This window comes from Arsenicicoccus sp. UBA7492, assembly GCF_002479615.1.
Classification (GTDB): Bacteria; Actinomycetota; Actinomycetes; order Actinomycetales; family Dermatophilaceae; genus Arsenicicoccus; species Arsenicicoccus bolidensis.
Genome location: NZ_DLOE01000003.1, coordinates 14,948 through 39,300, shown reverse-complemented (window position 1 = coordinate 39,300; position 24,353 = coordinate 14,948). Strand labels below are relative to the sequence as shown.

The window sequence follows — 24,353 nt, the reverse complement described above, 5'->3', positions numbered from 1 at the left end:
CGGTCGGTTGGAGAGCCGATCGTCCGGTTCTCCGCCGCCTCATTGAACCATCGGGCCGGTGGGGCGCACCATGGCGTCACCCCGCTCCACGACATACCGGAGGCTGTCGATGACGACACCCGACCACGTCGCGAGCCGCGCAGCCGCGCAGGCCGTCGACCATCCCGACCACCCGCACCGGCACGAGCCGTTCCAGGCCGGGCTGATCCCCGCTCCGGAGCCGGTGCGCTTCCTGGACGGGGAGGGCAACCGGGTGGAGCCGGTGACCGACGACTACCTCGAGCCGGACGCCGACCAGCTCGTCGAGTGCTACCGACGGATGGTGGTCGGACGGCGCTTCGACATCCAGGCGACGGCGCTCACCAAGCAGGGGCGCCTGGCCGTCTATCCCAGCTCGCGCGGCCAGGAGGCCTGCCAGGTCGGCTCGGTCCTTGCGCTGGGCGAGCAGGACTGGGTCTTCCCGACCTACCGCGACAGCGTCGCCCTGGTCAGTCGAGGGGTCGACCCGGTCGAGGTGCTCACCCTGCTCCGCGGTGACCAGCACTGCGGGTATGACGTCGCGCAGACCCACGTCGCGGCCCAGTGCACGCCGCTGTCGACGCAGCTGCTGCACGCGGCCGGGCTGGCGCACGGCGAGCAGCGACGGGGCCGCGACACGGTCGTGATGGCGTTCATCGGGGACGGGGCCACGAGCGAGGGCGACTTCCACGAGGGGCTCAACTTCGCCGCCGTGTTCAAGGTCCCCGCGGTCTTCGTGGTGCAGAACAACGGGTGGGCCATCTCGGTGCCGCTCAGCAAGCAGACCGCGGCGCCGTCGTTGGCCTACAAGGGGATCGGCTACGGCGTGGTGTGCGAGCAGGTGGACGGCAACGATGCCGTGGCCGTGCTCGCCGTCATGAACAAGGCCGTCGCCTGGGCGCGCGCGGGCAAGGGTCCGGTGCTGCTCGAGCTGCACACCACGCGGCTCGAGGCGCACACCAACGCCGACGACCACCTGCGCTACCGCTCCAAGGAGGAGCTAGCGGCGATCGCCCACGAGGACGCCGTGGCCCGCCTGGAGAAGTACCTGCGCCACCAGGGTCTGGTCGACGACGCGTTCGTCGCGGAGGCCAAGGCCGAGGGCGAGCGGCTCGCCGCGGACCTGCGCGAGCGCATGAACCTCGACCCCGAGACGCACCCCGACGACCTGTTCCGGCACGTCTACGCGACCCTCACGCCGCAGCTGCGCGAGCAGCGGGCGATGCTGCACGCCGAGCTCGACGCCGACGCCGACGCCGACGCCGACGCCGCGTCCGAGTCCGACTCGCAGGCAGCCCACGACCCGTCGACGGAGGACGTCCGATGAGCACCGTCACCTTTGCCTCCGCGCTCAACCGGGCGCTCGCGGACGCCATCGCCACCGACCCGGACGTGCTCGTCTTCGGCGAGGACGTGGGGGTGGCCGGCGGCGTCTTCCGGATCACCGACGGCCTCGCGGCGACCTATGGCGACGACCGCTGCTTCGACACCCCCCTCGCGGAGTCGGGGATCATCGGCTTCGGCGTGGGGCTGTGCATGGCGGGCTTCCGGCCCGTCGCCGAGATGCAGTTCGACGCGTTCGCCTACCCGGCGTTCGAGCAGATCACCTCGCACGTCGCCAAGATGCGCAACCGCACCCGCGGCTCCGTGACCATCCCGATGACGATCCGCATCCCGTTCGCCGGGGGCATCGGCGGGGTCGAGCACCACTGCGACTCCTCGGAGGCCTACTACGCCGCCACGCCGGGGCTCAAGGTCGTGACGCCGGCGACGGTCGAGGACGCCTACCTGCTGCTGCGGGCGGCGATCGACGACCCCGACCCCGTGGTGTTCATGGAGCCCAAGCGCCTCTACTGGTCCAAGGGCGACGTCGACCTGGACGACCTGTCGGCGCGCTGGGGGAGCGGGTCGCTGACCCACGACCAGGTCCTTGGTCGGGCCGCGGTGCGACGGTCGGCCTCCGACGTCTCGCGCGCGGCGACGATCGTGGCCTACGGCCCCACCCTGTCGGTGGCGCTGGAGTCCGCCGAGGCCGCGCGCGAGGAGGGCTGGGACGTCGAGGTCGTCGACGTGCGGTCGCTCGTGCCCTTCGACGACGAGACGGTCGTGGCCTCGGTGCGCCGCACGGGCCGTTGCCTGGTGCTGCAGGAGGCCCAGGGCTTCGCGGGCGTCGGGGCGGAGATCGCGGCCCGCGTCCAGGAGCGGGCCTTCCACTCCCTGGCCGCGCCGGTGCTGCGCGTCACGGGCTTCGACATCCCCTATCCCGCACCGAAGCTCGAGCACCTGCACCTCCCCTCGGTGGACCGCGTGCTCGACGCCCTCGCGCGGCTGCAGTGGGACGACGATCCGGACACGCACCACCTCGAGCCCGCTGCGACTGCGCCGGCGGGGGCTGGTTCCCGATGAGCCACAAGGTCTTTCACCTGCCGGACCTCGGCGAGGGCCTGACCGAGGCCGAGGTCGTCAGCTGGCTCGTCGGCCCCGGCGACACCGTCGTCGTCGACCAGCCCATCGCGGTCGTCGAGACCGCCAAGGCCCAGGTCGAGCTGCCCTGCCCGTATGCCGGCAGCGTGGTCACCCTGCACGGCGAGGCCGGGCACGTGGTCGACGTGGGTGCGCCGTTCATCACGGTGGACGTCGACGTGCCTGCGGACGGGATCACCGGCGGTGGGGCGAGCGAGGCGTCCGACGTCGCCGTCGACACCTATCGCGAGGAGGAGCGCGCCGGCTCGGGCGCCGTCCTGATCGGCTACGGCACGAGCGAGGGCTCCCGTCGGCGGCGTCGCCGCGTGGGGGCGGGTGGCCCGACGGCCCCCGCCGCCGGGTCGTCGCTGCCGTCGGCCGCGCCCGTCATGGGCGACACGGCGGGACCGGTCGTCGACGAGCACGTGCCGCCCGAGGTGTCCAGCAAGCCCGGCGCCGCCGTCCGCGTGATCTCCCCGCTGGTGCGTCAGCTCGCCGACGAGCACGGCATCGACCTGCGGACCGTCACCCCGACGGCGCCGGGTGGCATCATCCGCCGGTGCGACGTCATGGCGGTCGTCACGGCCCGCGGTGAGGGTGGCGCGCCGGGATCCCTTGCGCCGCAGTCGGAGTCGCGCGTGACGTCGACCGCGGGGTCCCCGACCCCGGATCGCCGGATCCCGCTGACCGGCATACGAGGCACGATCGCCAGCCGGCTCGCCACCTCGCGCCGCGAGATCCCCGACGCGACCACCTGGGTCGACGTGGACGCGACCGACTTCCTCGCGGTCCGCCGTCAGCTCCCCGACGCGCGGCCCGAGGCGCGGATCGGCGTCCTGGCCCTGCTGGGGCGCGTCATGGTCGCCGGACTCAGGCGCTATCCCGAGCTCAACTCGACCGTCGACACGGCGGCCAACGAGGTCGTGGTGCGCGGGGCGATCAACCTGGGCTTCGCCGCGCAGTCGCCGCGCGGTCTCGTCGTGCCCGTCGTTCACGGCGCCGGCGAGATGACCCTCGCCGAGCTGTCGACGGCGCTGCGCGAGCTCACCACCAAGGCCATGGACGGCACTCTGTCCCCGGCGGAGATGACCGGCGGGACGTTCACGCTCAACAACTACGGCGGGTATGGCGTCGACGGCTCCACCCCGATCATCAACCACCCCGAGGCGGCCATGGTCGGCGTGGGGCGGATGATCGACAAGCCGTGGGTCGTGGACGGGGCGCTCGCGGTGCGCAAGGTCGGCACGATCGGCCTGACCTTCGACCACCGGGTGTGCGACGGCGGGACCGCGGGTGGGTTCATCCGCTACGTCGCTGACTGCATCGAGCGCCCGACCACGCTGCTCCTCGACCTCTGACCGAGCCGCCCAGTCCCCCCACTCACCCCGCCTGCCCCATCCCCTGCCAGGATCGTGAGTGTTCTCTCCAAGAATCTTGGACAAAACACTCACGATCTTCGGGGGTCGAGAGGCGGGGCCGAATGGCGCGGGTCTTGGTGTCTTACGGAGGTAATATTCACGTATGACGACTGTGACCTTCCGCGCGGACGAGCAGCTGCAACGGCTGCTCGTCGAGCTGGCACGACCGGGCGAGACCCGCACCGACACTATCCGGCGAGCGCTGCAGGAAGCGTCGTCGTTCGAGCGACGAGAGCGGATGCGTCTTGAGGCCCTGGCGCTGTCCTGCGACGAGGTGGATCGCGCCGAGTCCCGCGCCGTCCTCGATGACGTGGAGGGCGCGCGTGCGTGGTGACGTCCACGAGCTGCCTGCGCCGCGAGGGGCGCGTGGGCACGAGCAGCGGGGTCGCCGCTACGCCGTCGTCGTGCAGTCGGACGACCTGCTGCTGTCCACCGTCCTGATAGCACCGACCACGACGTCGGCCCGCGCCACCTCGTTCCGCCCCGCCATCGAGCTCATGGGACGAGACATGCTGGTGCTGGTGGAGCAGACCGCCGCCGTCGACCCCGCTCGGCTGGGGCCGTGGGTGGGGCGGCTGAGTCATCATGAGCTCGTCGACGTCGACGACGCCTTGCGTCTGGTGCTGCAGCTCGACCTCTGAGTGCCCCTCAGCCCCAGGATCGTGAGTGTTTGGTCCAACTTTCTTGGACCAAACACTCACGATCTGGGGAGAGCGGATCTGGGGGTGGGGTCAGCGGATCCAGGAGCCGTCGGGGGCGCGGCGCCAGCCTCCGGCGCCAGGAGCTGGAGCCGCCTGGGGCGCCGCAGGGGCGGCAGTGGCGGCCGGTGCCGTGGGGGACGCAGCGGATGCCGCACCTGCCCCGACCGTGGTCGAGCCGGGGGTCGGAGCGACGGGCAGGCCGGCGAGCCGGGCCGCCCGCAGCCGGGCGAAGTAGTCCGCCCACTGCGCGCACGACGGGCGGTGCCCGGGCGTCTCGGACAGGGACGCGGCGAGCAGGTGCTGCCCCTCCGGGTCGAGGACGTCGGCGACCCGGCGGGTGTCGCGGGCCGTCGAGGCGTTGGTGCCGGGGGACAGGCAGCGCAGGACGAACAGCGCGTACTTGTAGACGTCGGTGTAGCTCGTCAGCTGGGTCTGCTCGGCGGCCGGCGGCTCCCAGTCGGGGGTGTTGAGCTGTGGGACGGCCGACATGGTCCCGCGCACGCGCACGGCGTCGCAGTCGACGAGCATGATCCCGGCGTCCGCGCGTCCCGGCCCGACGGAGAACAACGCGTTCTTGGCGTTGAAGTCGCCGAACACGACGTTGTTGGCGTGCAGCAGGGCGAAGACGCGGGCCAGCTCCTCGCACAGGTGCAGCCGCTGGTGCAGGTTGACCAGCGGGAAGCCGAGCTTGGCGCACCGGTTGGCCGCGAGGAAGAGGAACTGGATCTCGCGTTCCTTGCGCATGGCGGATCCGGTGATGGACCGCCCCACCTGGACGAACGAGTCCGGGATGAGCGGCATCAGCAGGCCGACGACGCGACCCTGGTCGCGCACCAACCGGATCGGCCACGCGGCGTGCGAGTCCAGCAGGTCCCGGTCGGGGGCGCTCATGCGCGAGCGCACGCCGACGATGGCCTCGAGGCCGCCGCTGGCGAGCTGGCCCGCCTTGAACTCCTTGTAGGCGAGGCGGTGGTGCACGTCGGGCAGCTGGAGCGTCAGGCACCGGTAGACCCGGCCCTGACCGCCCTCGGCGATGTACTCCAGCTGCCCGAGCTGCGACCGCTCGATGAGCTCGCCGGCCGACAGGCTCACTCGGGCACCACCAGCCAGACGCCGATCGCGCCGCGGTCGTCGTCGAAGGTCTTTCGCCCGAACGCCACCTGCGCCGCGAACTCGAGCGGGTGCGGCGGCCGCGCCCACAGCCGTGCGAGCTCGCGACCGACCTCGCCCCCGCCGGATCCCAGCGGGTCGCCGACCCCGTCGGTCATCAGCACGAGTGCCGCACCCTCGCCGAGCGTCGTCTGCACCGGCACCGGGTCGGCCTCCGGCACCAGCGGGAGGCAGGCGGTGGCGGACTCGGCGATGACGTTGCCGGCGTTCTTGACCTCGCCGAGCGCGATCCAGCCGCGCTCGTCGTCGACGATCCAGGCGCTCGTGTCACCGAGGCGCACGACCGTGACGGCGTGGGTGCCGTCGTCGCTCGGCCGGGTGGCCACGATGCCGATGACCAGCGTGGTCGCCATCCGCTTGGCGACGTCCCGCTGTGTGAGGTCCACCGTCGGCTCGGAGTCCGGCAGCGTCGCGCACACGTCGGCGAGCAGGTCCGCGAGCCGGGTGTAGATCTCGCGGTAGGGGATCTCGGCCGGCTCGTGCGTCTCGAGCATCGTGATGACCTGCGCCGCGCCCTCCTCGGTCGCCATCTTGGCGGCGAGGTGCGACCACTCCCCGGCGGAGACGCCGTCGGCCACGAGGCAGACGAGCCACTCGCCGTCGCGCGAGAGCACCGTGCAGTGGTCGTCCTGGCGGGGGTCGGCATACTGCTGGTGCGCCAGCCCCCGCGAGCTGGCCCCGCGCAGGATCAGCCGCGGTGTGCCCTCGGGGTCCGGGATGGTGGCCGCGTCGATGACGATGTCGTGCGCGTCCCGGTGCTTGAGCTCCGTCAGCGAGACCGCGTGGGAGAAGGCCCGACCCGGGTCGCCGATCGTGTAGGCCTCGAACGCGCCCGTCCGCCGGATCGGCTCCGCGGCCGGCGTGGGGACTGCCGCAGCCGGCTCGGGCTCGGCGGAAGCGCCCGCCTCAGCAGGAGCCTTCGGCATGGCGGGAGCCTCGAGGGATGTGTCCGGCTCGGCGGGAGCCTGGTCGAACGTCTCCGGCTGCGGGGGCGCTGCCGGCTGGGACGGGCTGGCCGGCGGGGCGCTCGCGGGATCCACCGGAGCGCCCTCGCCTGCGTGGCCGGTCGGCTCAGAGGAAGACATCGTCGTCCGCGGCGTAGGACTTGACGCCGTCCTCGGCCTTGGGCAGCACGATCCCGTTGCTGCCCTGGGCGAGACCCGTCGAGGACTGGATGACCGAGGTCACGAGCAGCTTGGCCATCTTGGTGACGGCGGACGCCGCGGTCTGGTCCTGGTCGGCCATGAAGAGGCGCATCGCGCGCTCCGGCGGGTTCTTGGGGTGGATGACCTCCTGCAGGATGCGGGGGTCGGCGCCCTGGAGGCCGAACGGGATGATGTTGGGGTACATCCGGTTGCCCGTGCCGGACGCCTTGTCGTACTGCGTCAGCGCGGCGAAGGCGGCCTTCCAGTCCGGCTCGGCGTCCGTCGGCGCGCCGTCGGAGAGGAAGAACACGGCCGGGCGGTGCACGGCGAAGCCGTCCGCCTTGAGCTGGTTGACGTCCCGCTCGATCTGGGTGCGCAGCAGGTCGAAGGCCGCCTTGTATGACGTCCGCCCCCGCCCCTCGAGCTGCGGCAGGGTCGTCTGCTCGAGCAGGTCGCACAGCGGCAGCACCATGCGGGCGTCGTCGCTGAAGTCCATGACCCCGAAGCGCACCTTGTCGCAGATGATCGGGTCCTTCTCGAGCGCCTGGACGAGGCTCGGGAGGATGTTGTTGGCCTCGGTGAGGGCGCCGCTCTCGACCATGGAGTGGGAGACGTCGCAGACGAGGTAGAACGGCAGGAGCTTGGCCTTGTCGTCCTGCGGCGCGGGGGTGTCGATCGAGCTCGGTACGGGCTGCGCGGGGGCGGCGGGCACGGGCGGAGCAACCGGGGCCGCGGGCGCGGGCGTGGCCGCCGGGGTCGGCGAGGGGGCGGGCGGCTCGACCGGGGCCGGGGGCTCGACGGGGGCCGGCGTGGCGATGGGCTGGGTCGGCTCGGCGGGCGTCGGGATCGGCTGGGTCGGGTCGACCGGTGCCGGGCCCTGGCCGGGGGTGGGGGGCGTGGGCTCGGTCGAGCCGGGTGCCGGGATGCCGCCCGGCTCGCTCGCCGGGGCGCCGACCGGTGCCGCGGGCATGCCGGGGGTGGTGGGTGCGGTGGGGACGCCGGGCGCGGTGGGCTCCGTGGGGACGGGCTGGGTCGGCTGCGGCTGGGTGGGGTCGGTCGGGGGCTGGGTCATCGGATCCTCCGTGGTGGGTTCATGGGTGATGGCTGATGAGTGGCGGGTGCGGACGGTGAGGCGTGAGGGCGGGTCAGCCGACGACGGCCTCGCCGCCGTAGAGGAAGACCAGCGCGCCCGTGCTGCTGACGCACTGCGCGGGCTGGTCGTCGGTGCAGAGCAGGCGGACGTTCGCGCCGCGGGCCTGGCTGTAGGCGGTGACGGTGGTGGTCGAGCCTGCTCCGCCTGCGGCGACGTACGCACGCTGCACCGCGACGGCGAAGGCGCAGGACGTGCGGTCGTTGCCGGCGGCGGTCGCGGCATACGGTCCGGTGCCGGAGCGGGCGCACTCGCGACCGGTGATCCTGGCGGCCGGGTAGGCCGCGGCCGTCGTGGGCGCGCTGGTGGCGGGGGAGGCCGACGCGGAGCCGGTGGGACCGGTGGTGCCCGAGCTCGCGCCGGACGTGCCGTCGGTCGGGGTCGGGCTCTCGCTGGGGCTCTCGGTCGGACTCTCGGTCGGGGAGGTGCTCCACGACGAGGTGGGTGAGGGCGACGCGGTGTCGTCCTGGCCGCCGGAGAGCAGGCCGAAGCCGAGCACCGCACCGGCCAGCGTCAGGAGCACCGGGATGGCCAGGACCAGCAGGATCAGGCGCAGGAGCATCCCGCCGCAGCCCGGCCCACGCCGGACCTGACGACGGTCGCCGTAGCCGCCCGGGTAGCCGGGACCGCCGCCCTGGGGCGGGAACTGCTGGGGTGGGAACTGTTGGGGCGGGTACTGCTGGCGCTGCTGACCGGGGTACCCGGCATACGGTCCCTGTTGCTGACCGGGGTAGGGCCGGCTCTGCGGGACCTGCTGCCGGGTGCGGCCACGAGGCTGGCTCGGGGGTCGCTGGCGCGTCGGTCGCTGGGGCACGGGCACGACCTGGGGGCGCGGACGCTGCTGGCGTGGGCTACCGGCAGGGGCGGCCCCGGGGCCAGGCGTCGCGCCCGTCGCCGGGCTCGATCCCTTCGGCGGGGCCGAGGGGGCAGGCGCCGCGGGCGGGGGCGTCGCCAGGACCATCTCGCCGCAGGACGGGCAGAAGGTCGCGCCCTCGGAGATCGCGGCGCCGCAGTGGGGACAGCTCATCGTCGGCTCGGCCTCAGGAGGTCCGGGTCCACTGGCCGTCCGGCCCGCGGTGCCAGCCCTCCTTGGGCTTGTCGGGAGCCGGGGTGGGAGTGGTGGAGGGGGGCGTCACCGGGGTGGAGGGCGAGGCCGGGGCGACGGGAGGGACCGACGACGACGCAGCGGACGCCGTTGGCGACGAGGTCGTGGAGGGGGCTGCGGTGCCCGGCGCGCCGGTGGCCCCCGGGGACGCGGGTCCGCCGGCGACGACGTCGACGCCCTTCTCGACCCAACCCTTGGCGGACTCGACCTGCGAGTGGTACTTGCGACCGGTCTTGTCGTCGACGGTCCGCACGAGCTTGTCCAGGGCGCTGGAGATCTTGCCGCGGTTGGCCTGGGTGGTCTGGGCGACCTGCGTGCGAGCCTGGACGGCCGCCCCCTTGGCACCCTGCAGGAAGGTGTCGAGGGCGGAGGGGCCGGGCTGCTGGGGCGGGGTGCCGGTGGGGCCGGTGGTCATCGGGTCTCCTGAGGGCGAGGTGGGCGAGGGTCTCTGACTGCTCACCTACCCCGGGCAGGGGGTGCGCAATCCCCGCCGAGCACCTCCCCGCCCCCGACATCGTGAGGGTTCGGTCCAAGAAGGTTGGACGAAACCCTCACGATCCCTGGATGGGGGTGACCTCGTCGCCGACGCGCAGCGTGCCCGTGCCCTCGGGCACCAGGTTGACGCCGAACACCAGCCGGCCGTCGATCGCGTTGTGCTCGCCAAGCGACCGCAGCGGCTCCTTGGTGCGGTCCAGCGACGTCGTGTCGTAGGTCGTCATCACGCAACGACCGCAGTGCTTGGCCATGCGGAAGGTCATCTCGCCGATCCGCACCCGGTCCCAGCCCTGCTCCTCGAGCGGCTCGCCGCCGTCGACGACCACGCTGGGCCGGAACCGGTCCATCGTCAGCTCGACCCGCGGCTCGCCGCGCCGGTCGGTGCTCTCGTCGACCCACTCCTGCAGCCGCCCCAGCGAGGGGGTGCTGGTCAGCAGCAACGGGAAGCCGTCGGAGAAGGTCACGGTGTCGCCGGGCTCGGCATACCGCTGGTCCACCGGCCGGAAGGTCGGGTCGTCGCACCACACGAGGTGCAGGCCGGTGCGGCCGAGGTAGTCCTCGAACCACGCGCTCGCCTCGGGCGACGCCTCCCGGCCACGGACGGCCGCGCCCCAGACGACGCCCTCGCGATGCTCGCCCTGGTCCGGGACGCTCACCTCGAGCGGGCCCACCGCCCCGGCCGTATGCCGAACCACCAGCGCCCCGTCGTGCGTCCGGTGCTCGGCGCGGAGCAGGAGCAGGGTGGGGGCCTCGCGGGCGCTGATCATGCGACCGTCGTCCTGCAGCAGCATCCAGCGGCGGTCGTGCCGGATGCTCCAGTGCTCGACGACGGCCTCGGGCACGGGCACGCCGCCGGCGGACTTCAACGGGTAGTAGGCCAGGTCGGTGACCCGGGTCATGCGCCGACCCCGGGCGCCGTGCCGCCGCCAGGCCCCGTGCCGACCCCGGGCGCCACCCCGACCCCCGGCGCCACGTCGATCCCGGGACGCGCGTCGCCGATGTCGCCGAGGTGGGCGATGTAGCGGACGTCCCCGTCCGCGAGGCGGTAGTTGATGCCGACGATGGCGAGCCGGCCGTCCTCGACGAGCTGCTGCAGCAGCGCCGACCGCTCGGCGAGCATGTTGACGGTGCGTCGCACGTGCCAGGCGTTGACCTCGTCGGGGGTGGCGTCGGGGCCGGCGCCGTGGGAGGAGCGGGCCTGGATCACCGAGGGCATGACCTTCTCGACCAGGTCTCGGATGTAGCCGCCGGGGATGGTGCCCGTGTCGGTCGCCTCGATCCCGGCCTTGATCGCGCCGCAGGTGTCGTGGCCCATGACGACGATGAGCGGGGTGCCGAGGACGCCGGGGCCGAACTCGACGGTGCCGAGGACGCACGGGTCGAGCACGTGGCCCGCGGTGCGGACGACGAACAGGTCGCCGAGGCCCTGGTCGAAGATCATCTCGGCGGCGACGCGGGAGTCCGAGCAGCCGAACAGCACCGCGAAGGGCCCCTGCCCGGCGGCGAGCTCGGCGCGGCGGTCGACGTCCTGGTTGGGGTGCTCGCGACGCCCCGTCACGAACCGGGCGTTGCCCTCGACCAGCTGCTGCCAGGCCTCGGCAGGGGTCAGGGTGGTCCGCTCGGTCATGCGTCGACGTCCGCGCGGGTCGTGATGGTCATGACGGTGGGCTTGGAGAACTCGGCGAAGAAGTCGTCACCCTTGTCGTCCACGACGATGAACGCCGGGAAGTCCTCGACCTCGATGCGCCACACGGCCTCCATCCCGAGCTCGGGGTACTCCAGCACCTCGACCTTCTTGATGCAGTCCTGTGCGAGGCGGGCGGCGGGGCCGCCGATGGACCCGAGGTAGAACCCGCCGTGCGCCTGGCAGGCGTCGGTGACCTGCTTGGAGCGGTTGCCCTTGGCGAGCATGACCTTGGACCCGCCCGCGGCCTGGAACTGGTCGACGTAGGAGTCCATCCGGCCGGCCGTGGTCGGGCCGAAGGACCCGGACGCCATCCCGTCGGGCGTCTTGGCGGGTCCGGCGTAGTAGACGGGGTGGTCCTTGAGGTACTGCGGCATGTCCTCGCCGGCGTCGAGGCGCTCCTTGATCTTGGCGTGCGCGATGTCGCGGGCCACGACCAGCGTGCCGGTGAGGGACAGCCGGGTCTTGACGGGGTGCTTGGTCAGCTCGGCGAGGATGTCGTCCATGGGGCGCGACAGGTCGATCTCGACGACGTCGGGACGCGCAGCCCCGTCAGCCCCAGCCCCGGCCCCGGCCCCGTCAGCCCCACCCTGCACCAGGTGCTCGTCGGTCGTGTCGGGCAGGTAGTGGCCGGGCTCCATCTCCAGTTGCTCGATGAACACGCCCTCGGCCGTGATCTTGCCGCGGCACTGGCGGTCCGCCGAGCAGGAGACGGCGATGGCGACGGGCAGCGAGGCGCCGTGGCGGGGGAGCCGGATCACGCGCACGTCGTGGCAGAAGTACTTGCCGCCGAACTGCGCGCCGATGCCCTGCTTGCGGGTGAGCTCGAGGACGCGCTCCTCCAGCTCGAGGTCGCGGAAGCCGCGGCCGGTCGCGGCGTTGCCGGTGGTGGGCATGGTGTCGAGGTACTTCGCGCTCGCGTACTTCGCCGTCTTGAGGGCGAACTCGGCGCTCGTGCCGCCGATGACGATGGCGAGGTGGTAGGGCGGGCAGGCCGCCGTGCCGAGCGAGCGGATCTTGTCGTCGAGGAACCTCATCATGGCGTCCGGGTTGAGGATCGCTTTGGTCTCCTGGAAGAGATAGGACTTGTTGGCCGAGCCGCCGCCCTTGGCCATGAAGAGGAAGGAGTACTCCGTCTCGTGCCCGCGCTCGGTGTCGGCATACAGCTCGATCTGCGCCGGCAGGTTGTTGCCGGTGTTCTTCTCCTCGAACATCGAGACCGGGGCGTTCTGGGAGTAGCGCAGGTTGAGGCGCGTGTAGGCGTTGTAGACGCCGCGGGCCAGGGGCTCCTCGTCGACGCCGTCGGTGAGGACGTGCTGTCCGCGCTCGCCCTTGACGATGGCCGTGCCGGTGTCCTGGCACATCGGGAGCACGCCGGAGGCGGAGATGTTGGCGTTCTTGAGCAGGTCGAGGGCGACGAACGTGTCGTTGTTGCTGGCCTCGGGGTCGTCGAGGATCCTGCGGAGCTGGGCCAGGTGGGCCGGTCGCAGGTAGTGCGCGATGTCGTGCATCGCGGTCTCGGACAGCAGGGTGAGCGCCTCGGGCGCGACCTTGAGGAACGTTCTGCCGTCGGGGCCCTCGACCAGCTCGACGCCCTCGGAGGTCAGCTTGCGGTAGGGGGTCTCGTCGGCGCCGTGCGGCAGTAGGGCCTCGTAGGCGAACTCGGGCATGGTCGTGCTCCTGCTCCTCGATCCAGCTGCGGTGGGCCGACCCTCGCCCTCGTCGGTGAGCGGCGGCCTGTCACCCTTCAGCCTAGGCCGGGGAGCTGCCGTATGCCGCCCCGGGTCGGGCCACGGACGCGCGGGGCACGGCGGGGCACGGCAGGAGCGTGCGCTCGGGCAGCGCCCCCACCGTCGCGTGCACCAGCGCCTCGGCCGCGAGCCGCCCCATGTCGTAGAGGGGGAGCCGCACCGTCGTCAGCTGCGGCGTCAGCTGCTGGATCACCGGCTCGTGGTCGTCGTAGCCGACGACGGACAGGTCGTCGGGGATCCGCAGCCCCGCCTCCGCGGCCGCGAGGTAGACGCCGAGGGCGATCCGGTCGTTGCCGCACACGATCGCGGACGGCCGATCGGGACCGGCGAGCAGCTCGCGCGCCAGGGCGTAGCCCGAGTCGACGTAGTAGAAGCCTTCGCGCACCACGACGTCGCCGGTGCTCGTCGGGACGCCCAGCTCCTCCAGCTCGGCCAGGAAGCCGTCGATCCGCAGGGGGGTCGACCAGGCGCCTGCGTGACCGCTGAGGTAGGCGATGCGGCGGTGGCCCTGCTCGGCCACGAGCCGGGCGGCCTCGCGCCCGCCGAACTCCTCGTCGGGGAGGAAGCACGGCCCGCGCCCGGCCGGGTCGAAGCAGTTGGCGAGGACCCAGGGCAGGTTCGGCATACGGTCCGGCAGCTCGATCCCTCGGGTGCCCGAGCAGGTGATGACCAGGCCGTCGACCTGGCGGTCGGCGAGCTCCTCGATCGCCGACTGCATGCCGTGGGGCCGGCGCCCGGTGTGCGTCACGAGCAGCACCGTGCTCTCGCTCCAGGCGAGGTCGTGCGCGCCGTTGACGGTCTCGCCCGAGAAGGCCTCCATCGCCGGCTCGTCCACCACCACGCCGATGGTGCCGCTGCGCTTGCGGCGCAGCCCCTGCGCCGTGCGGTTGGGGCGGTAATCGAGGTCGTTGACGGCCTGCAGGACCCGCGCCCGGGTGGCGGCGCTGATCGTCTGCTTGGAGTCGGGGTTGAGCACGAAGGAGACCGTCGTCGCGGACACCCCGGCCCGACGTCCCACGTCGGCCAGGGTCGGTCGTCGGCCACCCCTGCGTAGCTCCATAGCGGGCAACGTTAACCATGTTGATCGTTCAGCACATCGTTCGAGCGGGCGATGTCACAGGTTCGTTGCATTGCGTTCAGCCCGTTGACGGGGGGAGCGCGCGCAACCACTATGGGGTCACTAAAACGTCAAAGGCCGCTCGCAGCGTCGCGTGCACCCGGAGCCCCAGGCTCCCGGGTCCCGGCTCGGCACACGGCCCGGGACCTAGGGATGAGGAAGTCCAAATGCGTGTGCGCAAGCTCTCCACGGCGGCGCTCCTGTGCGGCGTCGTCGCGATGTCGACGAGTGCATGTCTGCAGAACCCCCAAGGCGGTGCGGGTGGCGAGGGCGGTGGCCTCTCCGGCACCGTCGACGGGGGGACGGCGGACGGCGACAAGACCGTCACGATCCTCGGTGCCTTCGGTGGCGACGAGGAGAAGTTCTTCGTCCAGTCGCTGCAGAAGTTCCAGCAGGAGACCGGTATCAAGATCCAGTACACCGCCGACCAGGACTTCACGACCACGATCAAGTCCAAGGTCAGCTCGGGCGACTCCCCGGACATCGGCCTGTTCCCCCAGCCGGGCGGTCTGCTGGAGATGGCGGGCCAGGGCAAGATCCAGCCCATCGACACCTATCTGGACTACGACAAGCTGGACAGCACGCTGGTGTCCGGCTTCATGGACTCCTCGCGCTACAAGGGTCGGGTCTACGGCGCCCCCATGCGCATGGCGGTCAAGTCGATCGTCTGGTACCCCAAGGCCGCCTACGACAAGGGCGGCTACGACAAGGCACCCAAGACCATCCAGGAGCTCTACCAGGTCGCCGGCAAGATCAAGGGCTCCGGCGTCGCGCCCTGGTGCGTGGCGTGGAACTCCGACCAGGCGACCGGCTGGGTCGGCACCGACTGGCTCGAGGAGTACATGCTGCGTATGTACGGCCCCGAGGTCTACGACCAGTGGACCTCGCACGAGATCCCGTTCAACGACCCCCGCGTCGTCAAGGCCCTCGACGAGATGGCCAAGATCCTCAAGGCCCCCGGCAGCGTCTACGGCGGCACGCAGGCCATCCTCAACACCAAGTTCGGCGAGGCGATGACCCCGGCCTTCACCAACCCGCCCAAGTGCATGCTGCACCGCCAGGGCAACTTCGCCACGACGTTCTACCCCAAGAACGTCCAGTCCGACCTCGACAACCAGGTCGGCACCTACCCCTTCCCGCCCTACCAGGGTGGGTATGACGGAAAGCCGATCCTCGGCGGCGGCGACCTCGCGGCGCTGTTCAACGGCAACGACCCCGACGCCAAGAAGGTCATGGAGTTCCTCGCCGGCGACAAGTTCGGCGCCGAGTGGGCCAAGGCCGGCGGCTGGCTCAGCCCGCACAAGACCTTCGACATGAAGAACTACCCGAACGAGACGACGCGCAACGTGGCCAGGATGGCGACCGAGGCCGACATCTTCCGCTTCGACGGGTCGGACCTCATGCCCAAGGAGGTCGGCTCCGGCAGCTTCTGGACCGGCATGGTCTCCTGGGTCAACGGCAGCAAGACCTCGCAGCAGGCCGCTGACGAGATCGAGAAGAGCTGGCCGAAGTCATGAGCACCGCCGTCACCGAACGCCCGGCGGGGCACAGCGCCTCGCCGCACAGCGCTCCCAAGGTCGACGACGGCCGGCTGAAGCCGGGCCGCCTCGTCCTCGGATTCCTGGGCATGGTCGTCGTGGTCTGGCTCATCGCCAACCTCTTCCTGGCCTTCGCCTACTACCCGCAGTGGTTCCTCAGCAGCAAGATCATCATCGGTCTGCTGGCCCTCGTGGCCGGGGTGGGTGGCGCCGCCATCCTCTTCTACTTCCTCAACATGTTCGTCGAGGCCCTGCCGCGCCGGCTGTCGGAGGGGCTCATCCCCTACGCCTTCCTGCTGCCGGGCTTCGGCCTGATGTCCCTGATGCTGCTGTACCCGACGGTCCAGACCTTCGTGTACTCCTTCGCCAACCAGGACAGCACCGCGTGGGTCGGCCTGCAGAACTACCGCGACGTCATCGCCGACCAGGAGTTCCGCACGTCGATCTTCAACAACTTCCTGTGGCTGCTGATCGTCCCCGCGACGACGGTGGCGCTCGGCGTGATCGTGGCCGTGCTCGCCGACAAGCTCTCGCCGCAGGGGGAGAAGATCGCGAAGTCGGCGATCTTCCTGCCCATGGCGATCAGCTTCGTGGGCGCCTCGGCCATCTGGTACCTCGTCTACGCGTGGAACGCCGCGGGCTCCGCGCAGACCGGTCTGCTCAACGCCGTGGTCACCGCCTTCGGCGGCACCCCGCAGACCTGGCTGCAGATCTCCAGCGGTCGCCTCAACTCGCTGCTGCTGATGGTCATCCTGATCTGGCTGCAGGTGGGCTTCGCGATGGTGCTGCTGGGCTCGGCCATCAAGGGCGTCCCGGACGACACCCTCGAGGCGGCCCGCATCGATGGCGCCAGCGAGTGGCAGATCTTCTGGAAGGTGATCATCCCGCAGATCTGGGGCACGATCCTGTCGGTCTTCATCACGACCGTGATCCTCGTCCTCAAGGTCTTCGACATCGTCTACGTCCTCACCAACGGTCGTGACAAGACCAACGTGATCGCGAACCTCTTCTTCAACGAGATGTTCGCCAACAGCGACTCCGGCAAGGCCTCGGCGATCGTCGTGATCCTGCTCGCGCTGATCATCCCCGTCCTCATCTACCAGGTGAAGATGTTCCGTGAGCAGGAGGCCAACCGATGAGCACGAGCACCATGGCGGCTCGCACGACCGAGCCCCAGCAGGTGACCCGCGCCAAGGGCACCATGAAGGACGGTCGCCGCCGCAGCATCGTCTCGATCGTCACCCTGACGATCCTCGGCCTGATGTGGTGCCTGCCGACCCTGGGCCTGCTCGTCACGTCCTTCCGGACCCGTGACGACGCCGCCACCTCCGGCTGGTGGACGGCGCTGCTCAACCCGTTCGGGCAGGGCTGGACGCTGTCGAACTACTCGACCGTCTTCACCCAGGCCGACATGGGCAACGCCTTCATCAACTCCCTGGTGGTGGCGATCCCCGCGACGATCATCCCGATCATGTTCGCGGCGTTCGCGTCCTACGCGTTCACGTTCATGGACTTCCCGGGCAAGGACGTCCTGTTCATCATCATCGTGGCGGTCCTCGTGGTCCCGATCCAGGTGGCCTTCCAGCCGCTGCTCGACCTGCTCGGGCCCCGCGGCCTGGGTATCTCGGGGCAGTACATCGCGGTCTGGTTGCTGCACACCGGGTTCGGCATGCCGCTCGCGATCTACACGCTGCGCAACTACATGAGCACCCTGCCGCGCTCCATCGTGGAGTCCGCCAAGATCGACGGCTGCGGTCACTTCCAGACCTTCTGGAAGCTCGTGGCGCCCATGTCGATGCCGGCCATCGCGGCGTTCGCCACCCTGCAGTTCCTGTGGGTGTGGAACGACCTGCTGATCGCCAAGCTGTTCCTGAAGTCCGAGAACACCACGGTGATCGTCAAGCTCCAGGGTCTGCTCGGCACCCAGGGCCAGGGCCAGGAGCTGCTCACCGCCGGCGCGTTCATCTCGATGGTCGTGCCGATGCTCGTGTTCGTCCTGCTGCAGCGCTTCCTGGTGCGCGGCATGACGTCGGGCGCGGTCAAGGGCTGAGCCGGAGCGTATGCCGGGGCCACGGCCACGCGGCGGTTCCGGCATACGGCCGGTTCAGGGCTCGCATCCTCTCGGGGGTGCGGGCCCTGCGCCTTGTCTGCTGTGCGGTGCCGGCTCGTCGGGTGCCGGCTCGTCGGCTGCCGACTCGGCCGGTGCTGGCCTGTCAGGCGGGGCCTTGTCGGCGCGCGCGAGTAGGGTCGGTCGCGACGGGACGAGGAAGGAGCTGACCATGCGGGCGCGTGGTGTTGCCGGGGTGCTGGCGCTGCTGCTCGGCCTCGTGGTCGCAGGCTGCTCCGACGGGTCCTCGGTCGAGACCGTGCGGGGCGGCTCGAGCATCGAGATCATGTACGCCTTCTCGGGGAGCCAGGCCACGGGCTTCCAGGAGGCGGTCGACGCCTGGGCCGCGCGGCACGACGTGCAGGTGAGCTACTCCGCCAGCGACGACCTGACGACCGACCTGCGCGCGCGCGTGGCCGCGGGCAACCCGCCCGACCTGGCGATGGTGCCCCAGCCCGGGCTGGCCCTGGAGCTCGCGCACGAGCGAGCCGTCGAGCCGCTCGATGACGTGCTGCCCGTCAGTCGCGTCGCCTCCGGCATGGTGCCGGGCATGGTCGAGCCCCTGCAAGAGGGTGGCCGGACCTATGGCATCCCCGTGGCGATGAACGTCAAGTCCCTCCTGTGGTACGACCGGCACGCCCTGCACGCCGTCGACATCGACCCGCCGCAGACGATGGACGACCTCGCGGCGGCCGGCGACCGGCTGCGCGAGCGGGGCAGCACGCCCTGGTGCCTCGGGATCGAGGACGGGGCCAACAGCGGCTGGGCCGCGACCGACTGGGTCGAGGAGCTCGTGCTCAAGGGCGCCGGCCCCGAGGTCTACGACCAGTGGGTGACCGGGCAGGTCCCGTTCTCCGACGACCGGATCAAGGCGGCCTTCGCCACGTATGTCGAGGTCCTGCGGCACGACGGCGTCGAGGGTGGTGGACCGGCCGCGGCCCGTCGGGACGTCCGCCAGGCGGCCGACGGCCTGTTCGCCGAGCCGCAGCGGTGCGCCCTGCTCAAGCAGGGCAGCTATGTCACCCAGCAGGGCTTCCTGCCCGAGCGGGTGCGCAAGGCCATCGACCAGACCACCTCGGTCGTGGCCTTCCCCTCGGGCGACAACGACGCGATCGAGGTCGGCGGCGACAGCGCGGTGCTCCTGCGCGGGCACGACCCGGCGGCGCGCGACCTGGTCCGCTACGTGGGCTCGGACCCGCGCTTCGGGGCGGACTGGGCGGGCTCGGAGGACCGCGGATTCATCTCTCCTCGTGAGGACTTCGACCTCGAGCGCTACGCCAGCACCACGACGCGCAAGATCGCGTCGGCGGCCTACCAGGCGCAGACCGTGCGCTTCGACGCGAGCGACCAGATGCCCCCGGCCCTGGGGTCGGAGGCCTTCGCCCACGGCATGGTCGGGCTGACCGCCGGCACGGTCACGGTGGACCAGCTCGTGGCGCAGCTGGACGCCGCGAGGGCCAAGAAGGGCTGACGGACCGCAGGCCGACGCAACGGCCGCCAGCGCGGCGCCGGACCGGGTGCCGGTCTCCTCCACAGAGCCGCTGACCTCGGAGCCACTGGCCCACGAGGACGTCTTGACGCTGCGGGCCGACCCGAACTGAGCTCCCGGCTCACGAATGGTCGCCTGTGGCGCCTGGAACCCCCTCCGGGCGACGCGAAGTGAGCTCCCGGCTCACGAATGGTCGCCTGTGGCGCCTGGAACCCCCTCCGGGCGACCCGAAGTGAGCTCCCGGCTCACGAACGGTCGTCCGTGGGGGCTGGGACCCCCTGCGGGCGACGCGAAGTGAGCTCCCGGCTCACGAATGGTCGCCTGTGCCGCTTAGAAACCCCTGCGGGCGACCCGAAGTGAGCTCCCGGCTCACGATCGGTCGTCTGTGCCGCCTGAAACCCCCTCCGGACGACCGGAACTGAACTCCGGCTCACGACGGTCGCCTGTGGCGCCTGGAGCCCTCTCCGGGCGACCCGAAGTGAGCTCCCAGCTCACGAACGGTCGTCTGTGCCGCCTGGGACTCCCTTCGGACGACCGGAACTGAGCTGCCAGCTCACGAACGGTCGTCTGTGCCGCCCGAAACCCCCTCCGGACGACCGGAACTGAGCTCCCGGCTCACGATCGGTCGCGCGGGAGGCGGGCGTGGCGGGCTGGGTCAGAGCTCCGCGCGGGTGGGCGGGTTGGCGCCGGCGCGCGAGACGGTGATGGCGCCGCACGCCACCGCCCGCTCGATCGCGGGGCGTACGTCCTGCAGCGAGGCCGTGCGGAGCCGGTCGCGTGCCTCGACCGAGCCGACGAGCCCGGCGTCGAGCAGCCCCGAGATCAGGCCTGACATGAACGAGTCGCCGGCCCCCACGGTGTCGATGACGGTGGTGCGGGTGGCCTCGGCGACGAGGCGCTCACCGGTGCGGGGCAGCAGCACCAGCGCGCCCTGTCCGCCGCGCGTGACGATGACGAGCTCAGGCCCGAGGCGGCCCCACAGCTCCATGATCTGGTCGGGCGTCGCCTCGGGATAGAGCCACTCGACGTCCTCGTCGCTGGCCTTGACCACGTCCGAGAGGCCGACCAGCTGCTCGATGCGCTGGCGGACCTCCTCGGGGGTGCCCATGATCGTGGGCCGGGCGTTGGGGTCGTAGGACACGGTGCCCGTCGCCCGCGCGCGCAGCGCCGCGTCGACCACCGCTGAACCGCCCGGCTCGAGGGTCGCCGCGATCGAGCCGGTGTGCAGGTGCCCGACCGGCTCCTCGTCGAGCGCACCCGCGACGTCCCACAACAGCTCGAAGTCGTAGGTCGCGCCACCGGCCGGGTCCAGCGTCGCCTTGGCCGTCGAGGTCGACTCCGCCTGGTCGGACCCGTCCGTCAGCGTCAGCAGCCGCTCCTGCACCAGGTGGGCACGCACCATCTCGCCATACGTGTCCCGCCCGAACTGCGTGGCGAACTGGACGGGATGTCCCAGCCGCGCGAGGCCGATGGCGACGTTGGCCGGGCTGCCGCCCGGGTGCTCGTCGACGGCTCCGCCCTGGCGGTGGACGATGTCGACGAGGGACTCTCCGACGACGAGCAGGCGGTCGGTCATGCGGGTGACTCCTCGGGGCGGCGGTGGCTCGGGCCCCTCAGTATCCCCCGGTCGTCGTGGACCCGCCTGGCGTGGTTGGCTCTTGACCCGTCTCATCGGGGACGATGGGCCCATGAGCACCAGCGCCTCCGCGGACCTCTCGAGCGACCAGCAGCGTCCGCCCCGGCGCAACCCGCACGCGATGGGCACCTTCACCTCGATGGTGCTGTCGACGGTGGTGGTGACGGCGGTGGTGCTGGCATTCTTCGCGCTCGTGGCGCGTCCCGACACCGTGGCCCGGCCCAGCGTCGACGTGCCTGCCGTCGTGACCGAGGCGCGCCGCAGCACCGGCTGGCAGCTCTCGCAGGTCGACGGCCTGGGGGAGGGCTGGGTCGCCAACTCTGCGCGGCTCGAGCCCGAGGCGGACGGCCTGCGGACGTGGCACGTGGGGTACGTCAAGGACCAGGAGTACGTCGCCCTCGACCAGACCGCCAAGGCCACCGACGGCTGGATCACGGCGCAGACCAAGGGACGCACCCCTGCCGGGGCCATGACGGTGGGCGGGGTTCCGGTCGACAGCTACACGGACCCGCGCAGCGGTGACTGCACCCTGGTGCGGCGCGGTGGCGACGCTCTGACCAGCGTGATCGAGACGACGGGCACCTGCGCCGAGGCCGCGGCCCAGGCGCAGAAGCTGTCGCCCGCCCTGCGCTGACCTCGCGTCGGCCCGACCCCGACCCCGACCCGGCCACCGGGGTGGCCCGCCGACTGGTCAGCTACGGACGGGGTGACCCGCCGACTGGTCAGTTTCGGACGTGACCTCTTCTGACCGATCGGCCCGCGCGCCTAGGGTGGGTCCATGGCCGACCTGAAGCCCCCGAGCACCGAGCGTCCGATCGAGGACCTGACCTACGAGCAGGCCCGCGACGAGCTGGTGACCATCGTGTCTCAGCTCGAGGCGGGGCAGCTGCCGCTCGAGGACAGCCTGCGTCTGTGGGAGCGGGGCGAGGCGCTGGCCGCGCACTGCTCCACGTGGCTCGACCAGGCGGAGGCCCGGCTCACCGGCGATGCCACCGCCTCGGCTCCCGGCGCCAATGCCGACGCCGACGCGCAGGACGACGAGGCCTGACGCCGTCCCGACCACTGCTCCTCTCCCAAGATCGTGAGTGTTTGGTCCAAAGAAGGTGGACGAAACACTCACGATCATCGTGCAGGGGTGGCGGGGGAGGTCGGTCGGGAAGTGACCAGTCGGCGGGGGAGGTCGGTCGGGAAGTGACCAGTCGGTGGGGGACAGGGTCAGCCGAGGACGCGGACGCCGAAGTCGCCCGTCGCCACCCGCACCCGCAGCAGCTCCTCGGGCTCGACGTCGTCGCGGTCGGTGACGACCGACCCGTCGCGGTGCTGCACCACGGCATAGCCGCGCTCGAGCGTCCCCAGCGGTGACAGCGCCCGCAGCCGTCCGGCCAGCCCGTCGAGGCGCGCCTGGTCGCGGTGGATCCCCGCCTCGATGCGCCGCGTGACCCGGTCGAGCAGCGCCCCGATCTCGGTGCGCCGTTGGTCGACCAGCGTCACAGGCCGCGCCATCACCGGCCGAGACCGTATGGCGGACAGGCCGCGCCGCTCCCGATCGACATACAGCTGCAGCGCGCGCTCGATCCGCCCGCGGGCGACCGCCACGACCTCCTGCTGCTCGGCCAGGTCGGGCACGACGCGCTTGCCGGCGTCGGTCGGGGTGGAGGCACGCCAGTCGGCGACGTGGTCGAGCAGGGGCGCGTCCTCGTGGTGGCCGATGGCGCTGACGACCGGGGTGAAGCAGTCGGAGACGCACCGCACGAGCGCCTCGTTGCTGAACGGCAGCAGGTCCTCGACCGAGCCGCCGCCGCGGGCGATGACGATGACGTCGACCTCGCGGTGGGCGTCGAGCTCGCGCACGGCCGCGCTGACCTCGGCGACGGCGTTGACGCCCTGCACCGCCACCTGGCGGACCTCGAACTGCGTTGCGGGCCAACGCCGCAGGGCGTTCTGCACGACGTCGTGCTCGGCCTGCGAGGCGCGCCCGCAGATCAGTCCGACCCGGCGTGGCAGGAACGGCAGCGGTCGCTTGCGGGCCGGGTCGAACAGCCCCTCGGCGCGCATGACCGACTTGAGGTGCTCGAGGCGGGCCAGCAGCTCGCCGACGCCGACGGCGCGGACCTGGCGCCCCTCGAGCTGCAGCGTCCCGCGCTTGGTCCAGAACGTCGGACGCGCCTGGACGACGACCCGGGCCCCGCTGGACAGCGGCGTCGGCATACGGTCGATCGCCTGTCCCGGCAGGGTGACGGTGAGGGACATGTCCACGTCCGGGTCGCGCAGCGTCAGGAAGGCGAGGCCGGCCCCGGGTCGCCGGTTGAGCTGGACGACCTGCCCCTCGACCCACAGCCCGGACATCTTGTCGACGTAGTCCGCGATCTTCATCGACAGGACCCGCACCGGCCACGGCTGCTCCGCGGTGGTCTGGTTGGCGCGTTCGGGCAGGTCGGGGCCGGGCATGCCCCTGAGCGTATGACGCCCCGCCGTCACCCGGGGTGACGCCTCGAGGGATGGTGGGCGTGTCGGGGTCAGCGGCGGCGCGCTACTTGGTCTCGTTCGGGTGACGCGTGTGGCAGCGGACGAGAACCACCGTGCGGCCGTCGACGTAGAACCAGAGACGGGCCCCGCCGGACAGCTTGTGCTGCCACTGCTCGTGGACCCGCCCGCCGCGCGTAACGGTGGCGAGGACATCTCGTAGCGGGTGATTCCCAGCCTGCCGCTCAAGGGGCGTCCGGGTGAGGAAGTCCCAGGCGTCGGCGAGGGCATTGCCCTGGGTGGCCCGCAGGTCCGCCCACCCCTTCTCGGTCTCGCTGCTTCCAAAGACGATGGTGAACTCGCCGCTCTTGATGGGCCTGTGGGCGACACCTCCTCGCTTGGCCATCATGCGAGGCGCGGGTCGGGGACGGGCACGGGGTCGTCATACCACCCGATGTCCTCGACTCGGGTGTACCCGGCCGCCATGGCCTCGGCCGTGGCATGCCACTCGTGCAGCTCCACCAAGAAGGGTCCGAAGTCGCGGACCGCGGCGCATGCGCGGGCCGTGGCCACGATAGACCGGGCGAACTCGGTGCGCCCGCCATCCGACAGGAACGCCATCCAGGGGAGACGGGACTGGAGCCGCTCGACGAAGGGCACGTCGTCCGGGCCGAGCGAAGCGGCGATGAGGTCCGCCGCGAGGTTGAGGACCGTGAACTGACGCTCGTGGTCGCTCTTGCGCGTGAGGACGAGGCTCTCCCCGTCGCGGCGCGTGATCTCGACTGGCCCCTCCTCAGCGGCCCGGAACACGTCAGCGCTGTGACGGGACAGGTCCGAGGACGGCACGACGCGGGAGGTGGTAGGAGGCATGCGCACCATTCTATTCTGAATGTGTTCAGAAGC

General features: G+C 71.6%; 24 protein-coding genes and 1 pseudogene. 11 read left to right on the top strand and 14 right to left on the bottom strand.

The genetic code is table 11. The features are described from left to right. Positions 1-109 precede the first annotated feature (109 nt). The 5 genes from pdhA to B4E97_RS00240 all read left to right on the top strand — a co-directional run bounded on the left by pdhA (position 110) and on the right by B4E97_RS00240 (position 4,540). On the top strand, positions 110-1,345 hold the full coding sequence (gene pdhA / locus B4E97_RS00260; RefSeq protein WP_286958238.1) for a pyruvate dehydrogenase (acetyl-transferring) E1 component subunit alpha: 1,236 nt from the start codon (positions 110-112) through the stop codon (positions 1,343-1,345). Then, a complete protein-coding gene (locus tag B4E97_RS00255; RefSeq protein ID WP_286958237.1) occupies positions 1,342-2,424 on the top strand; it encodes an alpha-ketoacid dehydrogenase subunit beta in 1,083 nt (360 codons plus the stop codon). Before pdhA ends, B4E97_RS00255 begins: the two co-directional genes overlap by 4 nt. Continuing rightward, positions 2,421-3,839, top strand: a complete 1,419-nt coding sequence (locus B4E97_RS00250; RefSeq protein WP_286958236.1) for a dihydrolipoamide acetyltransferase family protein — start codon at positions 2,421-2,423, stop codon at positions 3,837-3,839. Before B4E97_RS00255 ends, B4E97_RS00250 begins: the two co-directional genes overlap by 4 nt. Positions 3,840-4,002: 163 nt before the next feature. Next, a complete protein-coding gene (locus tag B4E97_RS00245) occupies positions 4,003-4,233 on the top strand; it encodes a hypothetical protein (RefSeq protein WP_029211850.1) in 231 nt (76 codons plus the stop codon). Continuing rightward, positions 4,223-4,540, top strand: coding sequence for a type II toxin-antitoxin system PemK/MazF family toxin (locus tag B4E97_RS00240; RefSeq protein WP_239263897.1), 318 nt, complete (start codon positions 4,223-4,225; stop codon positions 4,538-4,540). Before B4E97_RS00245 ends, B4E97_RS00240 begins: the two co-directional genes overlap by 11 nt. A gap of 90 nt (positions 4,541-4,630) precedes the next feature. Here the strand turns inward: B4E97_RS00240 and B4E97_RS00235 are convergent, their stop codons facing one another. The 10 genes and pseudogenes from B4E97_RS00235 to B4E97_RS00195 all read right to left on the bottom strand — a co-directional run bounded on the left by B4E97_RS00235 (position 4,631) and on the right by B4E97_RS00195 (position 14,118). Next, positions 4,631-5,692 (bottom strand): hypothetical protein, encoded by a 1,062-nt coding sequence (locus B4E97_RS00235; RefSeq protein WP_029211852.1) that lies wholly within the window; start codon positions 5,690-5,692, stop codon positions 4,631-4,633. Beyond that, the gene (locus B4E97_RS00230) at positions 5,689-6,696 is read right to left on the bottom strand and encodes a protein phosphatase 2C domain-containing protein (protein ID WP_286958234.1); all 1,008 of its coding nucleotides are present in this window, start codon (positions 6,694-6,696) and stop codon (positions 5,689-5,691) included. The genes B4E97_RS00235 and B4E97_RS00230 overlap by 4 nt, the downstream gene beginning before the upstream one ends. 145 nt (positions 6,697-6,841) lie before the next feature. Beyond that, the gene (locus B4E97_RS00225) at positions 6,842-7,987 is read right to left on the bottom strand and encodes a vWA domain-containing protein (RefSeq protein WP_029211854.1); all 1,146 of its coding nucleotides are present in this window, start codon (positions 7,985-7,987) and stop codon (positions 6,842-6,844) included. Between the two features lie 73 nt (positions 7,988-8,060). Then, positions 8,061-8,879 (bottom strand): hypothetical protein, encoded by an 819-nt coding sequence (locus tag B4E97_RS00220; protein WP_286958233.1) that lies wholly within the window; start codon positions 8,877-8,879, stop codon positions 8,061-8,063. A 150-nt stretch (positions 8,880-9,029) separates the two neighbouring features. Continuing rightward, positions 9,030-9,092: pseudogene (locus B4E97_RS19065) on the bottom strand (zinc-ribbon domain-containing protein); the annotation flags it as partial. Between the two features lie 13 nt (positions 9,093-9,105). Continuing rightward, positions 9,106-9,585 carry an antitoxin gene (locus tag B4E97_RS00215; protein ID WP_019286304.1) on the bottom strand — a complete coding sequence of 160 codons (480 nt, stop codon included), beginning with the start codon at positions 9,583-9,585 and terminating at the stop codon, positions 9,106-9,108. A gap of 136 nt (positions 9,586-9,721) precedes the next feature. After that, positions 9,722-10,564: an MOSC domain-containing protein gene (locus B4E97_RS00210; protein ID WP_286958232.1), complete on the bottom strand. Its 843-nt coding sequence runs from the start codon at positions 10,562-10,564 to the stop codon at positions 9,722-9,724. Beyond that, positions 10,561-11,292, bottom strand: coding sequence for a carbonic anhydrase (locus tag B4E97_RS00205; RefSeq protein WP_029211856.1), 732 nt, complete (start codon positions 11,290-11,292; stop codon positions 10,561-10,563). Before B4E97_RS00205 ends, B4E97_RS00210 begins: the two co-directional genes overlap by 4 nt. Then, a complete protein-coding gene (locus tag B4E97_RS00200; protein WP_286958231.1) occupies positions 11,289-13,019 on the bottom strand; it encodes a fumarate hydratase in 1,731 nt (576 codons plus the stop codon). Before B4E97_RS00200 ends, B4E97_RS00205 begins: the two co-directional genes overlap by 4 nt. 82 nt (positions 13,020-13,101) lie before the next feature. Continuing rightward, the gene (locus B4E97_RS00195; protein WP_286958230.1) at positions 13,102-14,118 is read right to left on the bottom strand and encodes a LacI family DNA-binding transcriptional regulator; all 1,017 of its coding nucleotides are present in this window, start codon (positions 14,116-14,118) and stop codon (positions 13,102-13,104) included. 266 nt (positions 14,119-14,384) lie between these two features. On the opposite strand from B4E97_RS00195, the gene B4E97_RS00190 reads away from it, so the two are divergent. From B4E97_RS00190 to B4E97_RS00175, 4 genes are all read left to right on the top strand, one after another. After that, positions 14,385-15,734, top strand: coding sequence for an ABC transporter substrate-binding protein (locus B4E97_RS00190; RefSeq protein WP_286958228.1), 1,350 nt, complete (start codon positions 14,385-14,387; stop codon positions 15,732-15,734). Continuing rightward, positions 15,731-16,894 (top strand): carbohydrate ABC transporter permease, encoded by a 1,164-nt coding sequence (locus B4E97_RS00185; RefSeq protein WP_286958227.1) that lies wholly within the window; start codon positions 15,731-15,733, stop codon positions 16,892-16,894. The genes B4E97_RS00190 and B4E97_RS00185 overlap by 4 nt, the downstream gene beginning before the upstream one ends. A gap of 62 nt (positions 16,895-16,956) precedes the next feature. Then, positions 16,957-17,805, top strand: coding sequence for a carbohydrate ABC transporter permease (locus tag B4E97_RS00180; RefSeq protein WP_037214645.1), 849 nt, complete (start codon positions 16,957-16,959; stop codon positions 17,803-17,805). Positions 17,806-18,034: 229 nt separating this feature from the next. Beyond that, the gene (locus tag B4E97_RS00175; RefSeq protein WP_286958225.1) at positions 18,035-19,333 is read left to right on the top strand and encodes an ABC transporter substrate-binding protein; all 1,299 of its coding nucleotides are present in this window, start codon (positions 18,035-18,037) and stop codon (positions 19,331-19,333) included. A 673-nt stretch (positions 19,334-20,006) separates the two neighbouring features. Here B4E97_RS00175 and B4E97_RS00170 read toward each other — a convergent pair. Further along, on the bottom strand, positions 20,007-20,927 hold the full coding sequence (locus tag B4E97_RS00170) for a carbohydrate kinase family protein (protein ID WP_019286293.1): 921 nt from the start codon (positions 20,925-20,927) through the stop codon (positions 20,007-20,009). Between the two features lie 112 nt (positions 20,928-21,039). On the opposite strand from B4E97_RS00170, the gene B4E97_RS00165 reads away from it, so the two are divergent. Further along, positions 21,040-21,621 carry a DUF4245 domain-containing protein gene (locus tag B4E97_RS00165; RefSeq protein ID WP_286958224.1) on the top strand — a complete coding sequence of 194 codons (582 nt, stop codon included), beginning with the start codon at positions 21,040-21,042 and terminating at the stop codon, positions 21,619-21,621. A gap of 144 nt (positions 21,622-21,765) precedes the next feature. Next, on the top strand, positions 21,766-22,035 hold the full coding sequence (locus B4E97_RS00160) for an exodeoxyribonuclease VII small subunit (RefSeq protein WP_286958223.1): 270 nt from the start codon (positions 21,766-21,768) through the stop codon (positions 22,033-22,035). Positions 22,036-22,202: 167 nt separating this feature from the next. Here the strand turns inward: B4E97_RS00160 and xseA are convergent, their stop codons facing one another. From xseA to B4E97_RS00145, 3 genes are all read right to left on the bottom strand, one after another. Then, entirely contained in the window at positions 22,203-23,435 is a 1,233-nt protein-coding gene (gene xseA / locus B4E97_RS00155) for an exodeoxyribonuclease VII large subunit (RefSeq protein WP_019286290.1), read from the bottom strand. 82 nt (positions 23,436-23,517) lie between these two features. Next, positions 23,518-23,856 carry a hypothetical protein gene (locus tag B4E97_RS00150; protein ID WP_037214641.1) on the bottom strand — a complete coding sequence of 113 codons (339 nt, stop codon included), beginning with the start codon at positions 23,854-23,856 and terminating at the stop codon, positions 23,518-23,520. Continuing rightward, positions 23,856-24,320 (bottom strand): type II toxin-antitoxin system Phd/YefM family antitoxin, encoded by a 465-nt coding sequence (locus B4E97_RS00145; protein ID WP_029210258.1) that lies wholly within the window; start codon positions 24,318-24,320, stop codon positions 23,856-23,858. Before B4E97_RS00145 ends, B4E97_RS00150 begins: the two co-directional genes overlap by 1 nt. Positions 24,321-24,353: the final 33 nt, after the last annotated feature.

Coding starts and splice junctions, on each gene's coding strand:
- B4E97_RS00165 (WP_286958224.1), top strand. CDS start 21,040: ATGAGCACCAGCGCCTCCGCGGACCTCTCGAGCGACCAGCAGCGTCCG.
- B4E97_RS00255 (WP_286958237.1), top strand. CDS start 1,342: ATGAGCACCGTCACCTTTGCCTCCGCGCTCAACCGGGCGCTCGCGGAC.
- B4E97_RS00175 (WP_286958225.1), top strand. CDS start 18,035: ATGCGGGCGCGTGGTGTTGCCGGGGTGCTGGCGCTGCTGCTCGGCCTC.
- B4E97_RS00145 (WP_029210258.1), bottom strand. CDS start 24,320: ATGCCTCCTACCACCTCCCGCGTCGTGCCGTCCTCGGACCTGTCCCGT.
- B4E97_RS00230 (WP_286958234.1), bottom strand. CDS start 6,696: ATGCCGAAGGCTCCTGCTGAGGCGGGCGCTTCCGCCGAGCCCGAGCCG.
- B4E97_RS00150 (WP_037214641.1), bottom strand. CDS start 23,856: ATGGCCAAGCGAGGAGGTGTCGCCCACAGGCCCATCAAGAGCGGCGAG.
- B4E97_RS00190 (WP_286958228.1), top strand. CDS start 14,385: ATGCGTGTGCGCAAGCTCTCCACGGCGGCGCTCCTGTGCGGCGTCGTC.
- pdhA (WP_286958238.1), top strand. CDS start 110: ATGACGACACCCGACCACGTCGCGAGCCGCGCAGCCGCGCAGGCCGTC.
- xseA (WP_019286290.1), bottom strand. CDS start 23,435: ATGCCCGGCCCCGACCTGCCCGAACGCGCCAACCAGACCACCGCGGAG.
- B4E97_RS00185 (WP_286958227.1), top strand. CDS start 15,731: ATGAGCACCGCCGTCACCGAACGCCCGGCGGGGCACAGCGCCTCGCCG.
- B4E97_RS00250 (WP_286958236.1), top strand. CDS start 2,421: ATGAGCCACAAGGTCTTTCACCTGCCGGACCTCGGCGAGGGCCTGACC.
- B4E97_RS00205 (WP_029211856.1), bottom strand. CDS start 11,292: ATGACCGAGCGGACCACCCTGACCCCTGCCGAGGCCTGGCAGCAGCTG.
- B4E97_RS00180 (WP_037214645.1), top strand. CDS start 16,957: ATGAAGGACGGTCGCCGCCGCAGCATCGTCTCGATCGTCACCCTGACG.
- B4E97_RS00200 (WP_286958231.1), bottom strand. CDS start 13,019: ATGCCCGAGTTCGCCTACGAGGCCCTACTGCCGCACGGCGCCGACGAG.
- B4E97_RS00160 (WP_286958223.1), top strand. CDS start 21,766: ATGGCCGACCTGAAGCCCCCGAGCACCGAGCGTCCGATCGAGGACCTG.
- B4E97_RS00170 (WP_019286293.1), bottom strand. CDS start 20,927: ATGACCGACCGCCTGCTCGTCGTCGGAGAGTCCCTCGTCGACATCGTC.
- B4E97_RS00245 (WP_029211850.1), top strand. CDS start 4,003: ATGACGACTGTGACCTTCCGCGCGGACGAGCAGCTGCAACGGCTGCTC.
- B4E97_RS00215 (WP_019286304.1), bottom strand. CDS start 9,585: ATGACCACCGGCCCCACCGGCACCCCGCCCCAGCAGCCCGGCCCCTCC.
- B4E97_RS00225 (WP_029211854.1), bottom strand. CDS start 7,987: ATGACCCAGCCCCCGACCGACCCCACCCAGCCGCAGCCGACCCAGCCC.
- B4E97_RS00210 (WP_286958232.1), bottom strand. CDS start 10,564: ATGACCCGGGTCACCGACCTGGCCTACTACCCGTTGAAGTCCGCCGGC.